Raw genomic sequence first — 12,187 nt, 5'->3', positions numbered from 1 at the left:
TTAAGCTTTTCAACGAATTTCCAATGATACACTAAGAATGGAAAGAGAGTGAAACCTTCTCTCGTTATATCCGTAAAAAATAGAGACAACGTTTTTAGTAGGAGGATTTTGGTATGAGTGAAATGAAAATGGAAGCAGGAAAAAAACCGTCATTGTTAGGATTATTCACTAATCCGACGGAGCAGTTTGAGAGATTAAGAGAAAAACCGATTGTTGCCATTCCGATGGTTATTGTTTTTCTCATGATGTTGGCAGGGACTGTTCTAACCCTGGCAGGGATGGATTTTGCTGCTGAAATGCAAAAATATGGCGGCACGGTTGGTGATCAGAAGACCTTTGAGACGATAACCTGGATTATCGGCATTATCGGCATCATTTTTACTTTTTTAGGCTCAATATTTCTTGGAGCTCTGATCTTATGGGTATGTGCCAAAATTGCAGGCAGTAGTGTTAAATATAAACAAATGCTTTCTATGGCTTCGTTTACTTTATTTATTTCTAACATCGGAATGGTGATTCATGGATTGGTTGTATTTTTTACCGATGTTAATTCAACAATGGCCGTAACTTCTCTGAAAAGCATAATACCTGCAGAGGAGCCGGTGGCATCTATTCTCGCACCATTTGAAGTTTTCAGTATTTGGAGCTATATTCTTTTGGCTATCGGCTTTCAAAAAGTTGCGGGCCTATCGAAAAAAGCTTCTTGGACAATTACGATCATTATCTTTGCAATTATGCTTATAATCTCCTTTTTGGGAGGCGTATTTGCTTCGTTTTCACAATCATTTGAAGGGAACGTGTAAAATTGAAAAAACTATGGATAGGTATCGGAATTGTTGTAATTATTGCTATTTTTATTGGAGTAAATGTTTTCAGAACGGTCCAGACAAGCGGAACAAGCCGCGAAGTACAAGTGGTTTCCCTGGAAGAAAAAGAGATTTCTTCAACTGTGATGGTTCCCGGCACTCTTGGTTTCTCACAAGAACAAAATGTTTTTTATGAGGCGGATAAAGGAGAAGTTCAACAAATCCTCGTAAAAGAAGGCGATGCGGTAAAAAAAGGGACTCCGCTTCTTCGCTACACCAATGAGCAGCTTGAGCTCGAAAAGGAACAAAACGCGTTAACCATTGAATCGAAGGAGCTGCAGATTGATCAATTCGAGCAAAAAAGAGAAGATCTTGAGCAAAAAGAGAAGGACTTAACAAAACAGCTGGGGGAAAAGGAAGCTAAAAGTCAAATCGATCCCGAAAGAGAGCAGCTGGATATGGATGAAAAGCTGGCTGATTTGGAAATTAGGCAAAATATGATCCAAAAAGAAACGATAGAGAAGCAACTGGATGCACTTGTAGTGAAAAGCGAGGCAGACGGTACAGTCATCTCCGTGGATAAAGAAGCGGCTTCCAAAAAAACTGAAATTCAGGAGCCGATTATTCATATCGGAAATACGAAGAATCTAATCGTTGAAGGCGTTCTGTCAGAATACGATACGTTGAAAGTAAAAAAGGAGCAGCCAGTCAAATTAACCTCTGACGTCATCCAAGGTCAGGAATGGAAAGGAAAAGTCACAGCAGTGGGGCTCGTTCCTAACACTCAAGGTAATGAAGGAGGTGCCCAAGCTGGCGGAGAGCAAGCTGTCCAATATCCGCTTGAGGTTAAATTTGATGGAAAACTGCCAAATGCGAAAACCGGATTTAAATTTATTATGGAAATTGAAACAGATAAGCGGAAAGCGGCAACCCTTCCGGCTGAAGCGATTAAGAAAGATGGGGACCAAAGCTATGTGTTCATTGTTGAGGATGGAAAAGCGAAGCGAGTAGATATAAAAGTAGGAGAATCAGCTGATGAAAGCATTGAGATCATAGAAGGCCTGTCCGCAGACAACCAAGTCATATTATCCCCCGCCGCTGATTTGCAAAGCGGAACGGAAGTGAGCATCTGATGATCGAATTAAATCAAGTAATAAAGAGCTATTCGATTGGAAAAGAAACGATTGATATTTTAAAGGATATCAATATGCTTATTAAAAAAGGGGAATACGCGGCGATAATGGGACCATCTGGTTCCGGGAAATCAACCATTATGAATATTATCGGCTGCTTGGACAGACCGACGAAGGGCAGTTATAAATTGGAAGGCAACGATATATCCGCTTATAATGATAAGCAGCTTGCTGAAGTAAGAAATCAGTCGATCGGATTTGTCTTTCAGCAATTTCAGCTTTTGCCGAGACTAAACGCCAAAAAAAATGTTGAGCTGCCGATGATATACGGGGGGATTTCGAAAAAAGAACGAGAAGAGCGGGCTGAGAACGCACTTGAAAAAGTAGGGCTGAAGGATCGAATGAAACATATGCCCAATGAACTTTCTGGGGGGCAAAAGCAAAGAGTTGCTATTGCGAGAGCGATCGTGAATGAGCCTAAGCTGATTTTGGCGGATGAGCCTACCGGCGCCTTGGATACAAAAACGAGCTTTTCGATTATGGAGCAATTTACCGCATTGAACGAAGAGGGAACGACCATTATTCTCGTTACCCATGAGAAGGAAATCGCAGATTATACAAATCGAATCATTACGGTTCGGGACGGGGAGATAGTGGACAGCGACAAAGAGCAAAGGAGCGTGAAGGCATGAGCTTAGTGGAAAACCTGAGAATGGCTTTAAGCTCGCTGTTTGCTCACAAAATGCGCTCCATTCTCACGATGCTTGGTATTATTATCGGAGTTGGCTCAGTTATCGTCGTCGTGGCAATCGGACAGGGTGGCGAGCAAATGCTAAAACAGCAAATTTCTGGACCAGGCAATACGGTTGAGTTAATGTATCAGCCAAGTGAAGAAGAGCTTGCTTCTGATCCGAATGCGTATATGAATGCCAGTTTCACCGATGAAGATATCCGCAGGTTAAGGGAGCTTGATGGGGTCGAACAAATCGTAACGTCATCCAGCGAATCCATGTCTGTCAAATTCAAGGAAGAACAAATCGATGCAAATGTTACCGGCATTAATGAAGGATACATCGAAGTTAATTCTCTTGCCATTGCAGAAGGCCGGGAATTTTCCGAAGGAGACTTTCTATCTGGAAAGCGGGTCGGCATCATTTCGCAAACGATGGCAGAAGAGCTTTTCAAAGGAAAAGCACCAATCGGAGAAATTGTGTGGGCAAACGGACAGCCGGTTGAAATTATCGGAACTTTGGAGGAATCGACCGGACTTTTTGCATTTGGCATGAATGAAATTTACGTTCCTTTCCCTATGATGCGTGCTGCATATGGCACGAATGATTACAGCAGTGTTTCGCTTCAGGCAGCATCAACGGACGAGTTAAAGGATGTTGGAGATCGTGCGGCTCAGCTGATGAATGATGTTCATGACACAGAAGACTCATACTCCGTTTTTAATATGGAAGAGATTGCAGCGGGAATTGGTCAAATTACGTCCATTATGACCGCAATCATCGGCTCCATTGCGGGAATTTCATTAGTAGTCGGAGGAATCGGCGTCATGAATATTATGCTCGTCTCTGTAACAGAAAGAACGAGAGAAATCGGAATCAGAAAAGCAATGGGCGCCACACGGGGACAAATCTTGACCCAATTTTTGATTGAATCTGTCGTCCTTACACTATTCGGAGGCCTTATTGGAATCGGTCTGGGATACGGAGGAGCCTCACTTGTATCCTTATTTGCAGGATGGCCGTCCTTAATATCCTGGCAGGTTGTCGCCGGAGGGGTTCTGTTCAGTATGGTTATTGGTGTCATATTTGGTATACTTCCTGCCAATAAAGCAGCACGTTTGGATCCAATCGATTCACTTCGATACGAATAATTACGCAAGGGAAGCACTGAAGATTCAGTGCTTTCTTTTTTATGGGTGATTTTGGAATTGTATTGGGTAGGGGTTATTATGAAGGACAAAAAGGAGAAAAAGAGCCAGAGAAAAGTCCTTCAAGGGGACTATGAAGGACAAAAAAGAGAAAAAGAGCCAGAGAAAAGTCCTTCAAGGGGACTATGAAGGACAAAAAAGAGGAAAAAAGCCAGAGAAAAGTCCGTCATGCAGGTGATGAAGGACAAAAAGGAGAAAAAGAGCCAGAGAAAAGTCCGTCATGCAGGTGATTAAGGACAAAAAAGAGGAAAAAAGCCAGAGAAAAGTCCGTCATGCAGGTAATGAAGGACAAAAAGGAGAAAAAGAGCCAGAGAAAAGTCCGTCATGCAGGTGATGAAGGACAAAAAGGAGAAAAAGAGCCAGAGAAAAGTCCTTCATGTGGTTTCTGAAGGACAAAAAAGAGGAAAAGAGCCAGCAAAGGTTCTGAAGTAAAATGCGTTATGGTACATCTCAATGTCTTTGGACGTTTCATTTTTTGTAAATCGCTTTCAAAGACGATAATTTTATTTATTCGGTTTTGCAACTTTTACATCATCAAATCGTCTTTACTATGAGTCACATATAGATGGGAGATACATGTGATGAAGAAAAGGGAAAGCCCATTTGAAGTGATAGAGGATATTTACAATAAACACTATCAGTATCTTCTAAACTTTTTGTTAAGCTTCACATCGGATAAACAATTGGCTGAGGATATCATTCAAGAGGTATTTTCAAAAATGCTGCTGCAGCCTGAGAAAGTCCTGCTTATCAATAATTTTAAAAGTTTTTTAGTAAGGAGCGCAAAGAATCGGCTGATTGATCACTTTCGGAAGAAAAAACCCTCCTTGTTTAAAGACGACCAGGAAATTGAAAATTTGATGGTCGATCAGTACTCAACGAATCAATTTGTTGAATTCAGTGAAATTAATGAAATTCTTTTAAAGCTGCCTTCCAAGTACAGCTTTGTCATTATCGCAAGAGATTATCACGGGTACAGCTATCAAGAAATTTCTGACTTTCTCGATATTTCGTTAGTAAACGTAAAATCACGAATATTCAGAGCGAGAAAGCTTTTTTTGAAATACTATCATGAGGTGAATAAAGGTGGCTAGATTTGAAGATATTCATATTTTATGCCAGGAATTAATTCCGATTTATAACGAATTGGAAGAAGACGCAAAGCGGGTCATTGAAAAACATGCGGAGGAATGTGAAAGCTGCAAAGAGCAGCTGGAGTCTGTAGGGAATATTGAAATCACTCCAAAAGAAATGAATCATAATCAAGCCCCAATGAAGCGATTTAAGAAGCTTTTCTTATTTAAACGAGTGAATACATTACTCATGTTCTTTATACGAGTCATTGTCCTCGGGCTGATTGCGTTTGATTTCTCCCAGCACTTTTCTGCTGATGTTCCTTACGGGATTCAATTTGAAGGCCTTCGTGCAAGCCTGGTTTTATTTTATATCCCGCTCGCCTTTGTATTATTAATGTTTACGTGGTTTTTAAAGAATATGAAATTGTTATTGATGTCGTTGCTTGTCGATCTTTTGGTCATTTACTTTTTTGACGATCTGATCCGGTTAATTGTCTAATAAGGGGAGGGAGATCAAATATGAGAAAATGGTTATTTTTAAATTATACTTTGCTCGTAGTTTGTCTCTATTTATACTTTGCGACTGGTTTCGGAGCTGCATTATTCGGCATCGTTATTTTCCTGGTTTGGCCGGTCATTCACGGCGGGAAAACAATATTACATTTAATAAAGAAGCCCTCTCTCAAAAGAAAGGGCTCCTGAAAAACTTATTTTAGATCATTGACTTCCCAAGCGAAATCAGGAACCAATACATCGACATCTTGGTTTTTAACGAGTGATTTCGCATACTCTTTTGATACATCAGCGAAGAAAACTGATTTTTCCTTTTCAAGGTTGGCCAGCTGATCTTTATTTACTGTTCCAACTAAACTTGTAAAGCCAGAAAATTTAACGCCGCGACCTTTGGTAACGTTATCATATTGTGCTTTAGAAAATAGTTCTTTTTTGTCTGGAGTTCCGCCAATTGTTGTCCATTCACCTTTTTTGTCAGTAGATTTAATTTCATAGGAATCTACTGCAATATCGTATTTCTTTATTAACTTTTCAACTTCTTTAACAGATAACGATTTGTTGAAAGTTAACACGACTTCAATGTTTTCCTTATCGATTTGTTTAAGTAATTCTTTTTGCTGGTTTTTATACTTGCTGAAGTCTGCTTTCGATGCTACGTTTGGCTGCACGTATACATCTGCCGTTTTACTGTCCGCTTCTTTGACTTTCGCAATTTTCAAACCATTATTCGAGTAAAGGACGTCTTCTTTTGCAGATGGGGCTGATGCAACCGGACTTTTTTCCTTAACACTGTTTGCGGAATAAAGCCCGCTCCAACCTCTATTTGTGATTTTATCGTAGTGCCAAGCTTCCATTTCTCCGGCGATAGGATTATATAAGGATCTTTGAACAATAAAATCAAAGTTTCCGGAACTTGAAAGCCACCAAGAAGATTGAAATCCATACCCGGTGTATGCACTGATCGATTGTTTCCATCCATCAGCTTCGATATAGGCTTCTGCTTCTTCTGACCAGCCATTGCCGTTGTCGTCATCACGATCGTATCCAGGGTCCGGCAGGTTCGTCCAATACCAGCCAGTATGGCCGTTGTGATCCCTTGTATGGTTGATCTCAAATGTCAGATAGTACATAGAGTTATGGGAACTTGCAGCCGAGCTACTGAATTTTACATTTGTAAATGAACCGGTAATCTCGTTGTTCCATTTGAACCCGCTGGCAGACCATGTATAAGGAGACCAGCCGAACGAAGCTCCATTTGTATAATTAGTGTCTCTTGCATAACTCGTATTCGGAAATGCCAAGGTAGCGGCTAAACCGAGAGAAGCAGCCAACATCGCTAATTTTTTCTTTTTCACTTTCATTCCTCCTGCTTAATTTTTTTTGGTGAAGCTTTATTTCAGGTTTTTCGACTTTCTCCTCCTTCCTTTTCGTAAATTCGTTGATTGAAGATTACTTCATCTATTTCATATAAGAATTACAATTTCGTTTTTTTTAGGAAGTCTTTCAAGAGAGAATTTACGAATTCTTTTACGAGTAATAAAATGAAGGGTTACTCGAATACCTGTTAATTCAATTTGTCGAACCAAGTTTCCTTGAACACAACGAACTGTTTTTATTTACAGAAAAAATACATGATACAGAACTATATTAATGTTGACAACCTTTTTCATAGATGGAAAGGCATAATAAAAAATGGGTCTTTTTGACGAAAATTGAATGAAATAGGAGAACGGTTTTGTAAGAAAATATCCCAGTATGAAAGGGAAATAGAGGTTCTTTGCTTGCATTTCTTTTTGAATTGAATTAAATCCGTCATCTTTAGTTCTTATTAACTATTTTTATAAATTTTGGGAACAATCAGAAAGATTAAGATGCAATAATTTGGTGCATTTTCATTTATGGAAGAACCTATGGATGAATGAAGGGTCGCCAGAATAAGAGGAAGATCGCCGGAATAAGTGAAGGATCACCAGAATATGAAAAGGATCGCCAGAAAATGAGGAAGATCGCCGAAATATCGAAAAATTGTCGGAAAATCATTTCGGTTGCCGGAATATCAGAAAGATCACCGGAAAAAGAAGAATCACTGAAATCATGAAGAAGATCGCCTGATTTCTCCCATAAATCGCCGATGAAGCGATTCAATGTCATCTAACCTGTATCGGGCTACAAAAAAAGAGCCTGCACATGCTAGGCTCTTTGCTTTCAAACGAGTTAAGCTCTTTCTTCAAACAAACGGCTGATCTCGACGATGACTTGGACAGCTTTAATCATATTTTCTACAGAAATAAATTCAAATTTGCCGTGAAAGTTTTCTCCGCCGGTAAAGATGTTCGGAGTTGGGAGCCCCATATATGATAACTGGGATCCATCCGTTCCTCCCCTGATCGGAGAAACTTTTGGTTCGATATCAAGTTTCTTCATCGCATCGGAGGCAATATGAACGATTTCCTTGACGGGTTCAATTTTATCCTTCATGTTGTAGTACTGATCGTTTAGCTCCAGCCTAACGCTTTCTTCACCGTATGTTTGCTTTAGCTCCTCAGTGATTTGCTGAACCTTTGCTTTTCTCGCTAGAAATTGTTCTTTATCGTGATCTCGGATAATATAGGAAAGCTTTGTTTCTTCAACTGTTCCTTGAAATGAGATTAAATGGTAGAAGCCTTCGTAACCTTCCGTATGTTCAGGAGCCTCTTTAGGAGGGAGCTTTGCCTGAAATTCCACGGCGATTTTCATCGAATTGACCATTTTGTTTTTTGCCGTGCCGGGATGAACGCTGTTACCTTTAAAGGACAGCTTTGCTGAGGCAGCATTAAAGCTTTCGTATTCCAATTCGCCAAGCGGACCGCCATCAACGGTGTAAGCGTAGGAAGCATTAAATTTCTTTACATCGAACTTGTGCGGCCCTCTGCCTATTTCTTCATCTGGAGTAAAGGCGACTCTGATTTTTCCGTGCTTGATTTCCGGATGCTCAATCAAGTAGGCCATTGCCGTCATAATTTCAGCAATTCCGGCTTTGTTGTCAGCCCCAAGCAAAGTGGTTCCGTCTGTTGTAATCAGCGTGTGTCCTTTATACGAAGGAAGATTCGGAAACAGCTCTTTTGTCATTACAACATTTTCGTTTAAAACGATATCATTGCCATCGTAATTGTCTATCACTTGAGGATTGACGTTTTTACCGGTGAAGTCAGTCGCTGTATCGACGTGGGCTAAAAATCCGATGACAGGCACATCCTTATCCGTATTTGACGGTAAAGTAGCCATCACGTAGCCGTTTGCATCAATTGTTACCTCTTCCATTCCAATAGATTTTAGTTCTTTAACGAGCATATTGCCTAGTGTCAGCTGGCCGGGTGTGCTCGGGCAAGTAATATTATCTTCATTAGACTGGGTGTCTACTTTTACATATGTAGTAAATCGATTGATTATCTCTTTTTTCATAGGTTCATCTCCACTCTAGATACGAATACAACCATTTTATCACACCCTTTCTTTTTTTCAGAAGAAATAGACAATACATATAGGAAAATGGTAAGATGTCTGTATTAATTGAATATGATATGAGTGAAGGTATGCATTGTTTTGCATTGTATTTAAAAGGGAAGACTGGTGAAATTCCAGCACGGACCCGCCACTGTAAGTGAGGAGATATCTAGCAAGAGCCACTGTGAAAAACGGGAAGGCGCTAGACATTGTTAATTCACAAGTCAGGAGACCTGCCTTCAATTGAAAGCCAAATTTCCTACGGGTGTTAGGGAGGTGTAGTGACAATAGAATCAGTGTAAGCACTGTTTGCAATAAAGCACGCCCTTTTTTATGGGTGTTTTTTTGTGGTTATCCCGCATTAACGGGCAGTAAGAAATGGTGGGGGATTAACTGCCCGTAAAAGCTAGGGTTGGCTTCATCTAACAATCAGTGGGGGATGTAATGTACGAAGGTAATTACTCAGGCGTCCTGTTGCAACGCCTCCACTAGCATATCCTATGCGTCGAAACCCCCACCGATTAAAGATTCACTTTATATAGAAAAATTAGGGAGAAGAAGTAAATGAAAATAAATAAAATAATTGCTTTATGGCTGGCTGTCCTGGTTGCAGCGACATCATTTTTTACATACATACCTCAAGCATTTGCACAGGAAAACACAGCGACACTGGCCGTAATTGGAGATTCAGAAAAAGGAATTATCGTATGTCCGAAATCGATTGAAATTTCTGAAGGGGAAACAGCATACAGTCTACTCTCTAAGGAGCTTGGAGATAAAGTTGAGGTTTCCAAATTTGGATCTTTTGAATATGTTAGCGGAATTGATGGACTTCGTGAACTGGATCACGGCGAACAAAGCGGCTGGCTCTATGAAACGAACGGTGAATCACCAACGGTTGGAGCGAATCAGTACGAGGTAAAAGAAGGAGATGTCATTGCTTATCGTTATTCCCTTAATTGGGGAGAGGATCTAAAGGAGAAAACCCTTGAAGAAAGCATCAAAGCGCTTGGCGGATGTGAACAAGCCCAGCCAGATCCTTCTAATCCTGGTGAAGATCCGGTAGAACAGCCAACTGACCCTTCAGTTCCTGAGGACACAGAACAGCCGCCTACTTATCAAATCACAGGTGAGATCAAGCAAACCGTTGACCACATCTTAAAGAAGAAGGAATGGAGTGACTGGGAGCTATTTGCTGTGGCCAGGTCAGGCAACAAGATTCCTGATTCGGTTAAGAAAAAGCATATAGAAAAAACGACAGAATACGTAACGTCTAAAGATAAAAATGGAAGGTTGTTCGGCACAGATCTTGAGCGAGCGATTTTTACTGTACTTTCCCTCGAGCAAGATCCGACGAATTTTGCCGGGAAGAATTTGATTCGCATGCTTTATACAGATGAAAAGAATCGAATCGGTTCGATTAATACAGTCATTTATGGGTTGCTTGCTATCGACAGCAAAACCTATCAACTGCCAGAAAACGCAAAATGGACGCGGGAAAAGTTCATCGACAATATTTTAAATAAGCAGCATAATGATGGAGGATGGGCACTTTCAACCATTGATGCACAAAGCGAGCCGGATCTGACAGGAATGGCGATGACGGCGCTTGCTCCATACAAAGATAAAAATGAAAAAGTGAAAACGGCTCTTGCAAAAGCCGGAGATTTCTTAAGCAGCACGCAAACTGATAAAGGTGGATATGCTAGTCTCGGCCAGGAAAACAGCATCAGCGCAGCACAGGCATTAATCGGAATTGTACTTTCCGGTGATGATCCAACTAGCGAGAAGTACACAAAAAACGGTAACAATGTGATTGATGCCATTTTAAGCTATCGCACAGGAAACGGATTTAAATGGATAGATTCCGAAAACGGAGTAAATGATATGGCTACTGAACAGGTTTTGAATTCGCTCATTCAGTATCAATCCGTGCAGGATGGCAAAGGAAGCATCTATGTTTGGACGAAGGAACAAACTCCGTCAGAAACTAAGCCAACACCTGCTCCTGATAAGGATTCGGATCAAGAGCAGACTCCGAAACCAGAACAAGATCCGAAACCAGAACAAGATCCGAAACCAGAACAAGATCCGAAACCAGAGCCGGAGCAGCAGCCAACTGATAGCAGCCAGAAGCCGGCAGCCGATAATCAAAATAAATCTCAAGCACCTGCTGACGATTCGCAAAATAAAGAAAAAGCAGCGGATTCTACCGAAGGACACAAGCTGCCGAATACGTCACTTTATGGCTGGGATTTGGTTGTTTGGTTTGGTTCCGGACTACTGCTAGCTTTACTTGGATTTATTATCTATAGAAAAACATTACACGTATAATATGTACATACCGGATTGGGCGATATGGGTCTAATCCGGTATGCTATGAGAAAGGAGATTACTCAATGCAGAGATGGAAATTTGTTGTCGGTCTTTTGTTAGCAACAGCTTTTGCCATTTCAGGGTGCGGGCAGTCATCAAATGAACAACCATCCAACTCTCAAACGATTGCATCTCATAAATCTGAAGCAGCCGAGGAAAAATCCTCCGATCATGTAGAATCCGAACCCAAAGACGAAAAGACAAAGCCATCTGGCAATGACGATACACAGAATAAAACGGAGAAACAAAAACAGCCAGATCAAGCTGAAAAGAAAAATGATCCTGCACCTAACAAAAAAACTACTAATGATTCTCAGGAGCAGAAGAAAGCACCGGATGAAAATTCAGGTGAAACGAAAAAGCAGGAAAGCAAGGCAAGCGAGCAAAAAGAAAACAAATCAGATAAAACTAGCAAACCGGATTCTCCGCCAAAAGAAGAAGCAAAATCAACGCCATCGAAGCCTGCTGAAGAAAATAAAAAAACAGAAACGAAACCTCAAGCACCAAAGAAAGAGATAGATCAGGCCCAAATTATGATTCAAGGTGACAACGATATGGGAAGTATTCTCGGTGCAACCAATGTCGACTTGAAAAATGGCGATACGGTTTACGATGTCTTGTTTAAAATTACAAAAGAAAAACATATCCAGCTGGAAACGAGCGGATCCGGAGCAGGCCTCTACGTAAAAGGTATCAATAATTTATATGAGTTTGACCGTGGTGATCTGAGCGGCTGGGTATTTAAAGTGAATGGAAAAAAAGCAACGAAAAGTGCCGGCGAATTTGCCGTAAAAAAGGGTGACAGGATCGAATGGCTCTATTCCGAAAATATGGGGAAAGACGTTTGAGCCGAAGGAAAGC

Annotated in this window: 12 protein-coding genes and 1 riboswitch; of the genes, 9 read left to right on the top strand and 3 right to left on the bottom strand. The window is 40.8% G+C overall.

The features are described from left to right. Positions 1–113 precede the first annotated feature (113 nt). From AM592_RS13110 to AM592_RS13080, 7 genes are all read left to right on the top strand, one after another. A complete protein-coding gene (locus AM592_RS13110; protein ID WP_053604198.1) occupies positions 114–803 on the top strand; it encodes a YknW family membrane protein in 690 nt (229 codons plus the stop codon). A gap of 2 nt (positions 804–805) precedes the next feature. After that, a complete protein-coding gene (locus tag AM592_RS13105; RefSeq protein ID WP_053604197.1) occupies positions 806–1,939 on the top strand; it encodes an efflux RND transporter periplasmic adaptor subunit in 1,134 nt (377 codons plus the stop codon). After that, on the top strand, positions 1,939–2,631 hold the full coding sequence (locus tag AM592_RS13100) for an ABC transporter ATP-binding protein (protein WP_053604196.1): 693 nt from the start codon (positions 1,939–1,941) through the stop codon (positions 2,629–2,631). Before AM592_RS13105 ends, AM592_RS13100 begins: the two co-directional genes overlap by 1 nt. Next, on the top strand, positions 2,628–3,821 hold the full coding sequence (locus AM592_RS13095) for an ABC transporter permease (RefSeq protein WP_053604195.1): 1,194 nt from the start codon (positions 2,628–2,630) through the stop codon (positions 3,819–3,821). Before AM592_RS13100 ends, AM592_RS13095 begins: the two co-directional genes overlap by 4 nt. A 638-nt stretch (positions 3,822–4,459) precedes the next feature. Continuing rightward, positions 4,460–4,972: an RNA polymerase sigma factor gene (locus AM592_RS13090; RefSeq protein WP_053604194.1), complete on the top strand. Its 513-nt coding sequence runs from the start codon at positions 4,460–4,462 to the stop codon at positions 4,970–4,972. Next, positions 4,965–5,453 (top strand): zf-HC2 domain-containing protein, encoded by a 489-nt coding sequence (locus AM592_RS13085; protein ID WP_053604193.1) that lies wholly within the window; start codon positions 4,965–4,967, stop codon positions 5,451–5,453. The genes AM592_RS13090 and AM592_RS13085 overlap by 8 nt, the downstream gene beginning before the upstream one ends. A 20-nt stretch (positions 5,454–5,473) precedes the next feature. After that, a complete protein-coding gene (locus tag AM592_RS13080) occupies positions 5,474–5,656 on the top strand; it encodes a hypothetical protein (RefSeq protein ID WP_053604192.1) in 183 nt (60 codons plus the stop codon). A gap of 5 nt (positions 5,657–5,661) precedes the next feature. Here AM592_RS13080 and AM592_RS13075 read toward each other — a convergent pair whose 3' ends face one another. From AM592_RS13075 to pepT, 3 genes are all read right to left on the bottom strand, one after another. After that, a complete protein-coding gene (locus AM592_RS13075) occupies positions 5,662–6,822 on the bottom strand; it encodes a glycosyltransferase family protein (RefSeq protein ID WP_053604191.1) in 1,161 nt (386 codons plus the stop codon). Between the two features lie 553 nt (positions 6,823–7,375). Further along, positions 7,376–7,612 carry a hypothetical protein gene (locus tag AM592_RS23960; protein ID WP_148564333.1) on the bottom strand — a complete coding sequence of 79 codons (237 nt, stop codon included), beginning with the start codon at positions 7,610–7,612 and terminating at the stop codon, positions 7,376–7,378. A gap of 69 nt (positions 7,613–7,681) precedes the next feature. Further along, on the bottom strand, positions 7,682–8,908 hold the full coding sequence (gene pepT, locus AM592_RS13065) for a peptidase T (protein ID WP_053604189.1): 1,227 nt from the start codon (positions 8,906–8,908) through the stop codon (positions 7,682–7,684). A gap of 110 nt (positions 8,909–9,018) precedes the next feature. Beyond that, a riboswitch (cobalamin riboswitch) is annotated at positions 9,019–9,205 on the top strand. Positions 9,206–9,514: 309 nt separating this feature from the next. On the opposite strand from pepT, the gene AM592_RS13060 reads away from it, so the two are divergent. Next, the gene (locus AM592_RS13060) at positions 9,515–11,284 is read left to right on the top strand and encodes a DUF4430 domain-containing protein (RefSeq protein ID WP_053604188.1); all 1,770 of its coding nucleotides are present in this window, start codon (positions 9,515–9,517) and stop codon (positions 11,282–11,284) included. Positions 11,285–11,349: 65 nt separating this feature from the next. Next, complete coding sequence (locus tag AM592_RS13055) at positions 11,350–12,174, top strand: DUF4430 domain-containing protein (protein WP_053604187.1); 825 nt, start codon at positions 11,350–11,352, stop codon at positions 12,172–12,174. Positions 12,175–12,187 lie beyond the last annotated feature (13 nt).

The sequence above is a fragment of the Bacillus gobiensis genome (assembly GCF_001278705.1).
Taxonomy (GTDB): Bacteria; Bacillota; Bacilli; order Bacillales; family Bacillaceae; genus Bacillus; species Bacillus gobiensis.
The sequence above is the reverse complement of the archived record's forward strand: the minus strand, read 5'-3'. Positions and strand labels throughout refer to the sequence as shown.

Excerpts from the sequence above, each read along its gene's own strand:
- pepT (WP_053604189.1), bottom strand. The coding sequence starts at position 8,908 with ATGAAAAAAGAGATAATCAATCGATTTACTACATATGTAAAAGTAGAC.
- AM592_RS13080 (WP_053604192.1), top strand. The coding sequence starts at position 5,474 with ATGAGAAAATGGTTATTTTTAAATTATACTTTGCTCGTAGTTTGTCTC.
- AM592_RS13060 (WP_053604188.1), top strand. The coding sequence starts at position 9,515 with ATGAAAATAAATAAAATAATTGCTTTATGGCTGGCTGTCCTGGTTGCA.
- AM592_RS13100 (WP_053604196.1), top strand. The coding sequence starts at position 1,939 with ATGATCGAATTAAATCAAGTAATAAAGAGCTATTCGATTGGAAAAGAA.
- AM592_RS13095 (WP_053604195.1), top strand. The coding sequence starts at position 2,628 with ATGAGCTTAGTGGAAAACCTGAGAATGGCTTTAAGCTCGCTGTTTGCT.
- AM592_RS13110 (WP_053604198.1), top strand. The coding sequence starts at position 114 with ATGAGTGAAATGAAAATGGAAGCAGGAAAAAAACCGTCATTGTTAGGA.
- AM592_RS13090 (WP_053604194.1), top strand. The coding sequence starts at position 4,460 with ATGAAGAAAAGGGAAAGCCCATTTGAAGTGATAGAGGATATTTACAAT.
- AM592_RS13055 (WP_053604187.1), top strand. The coding sequence starts at position 11,350 with ATGCAGAGATGGAAATTTGTTGTCGGTCTTTTGTTAGCAACAGCTTTT.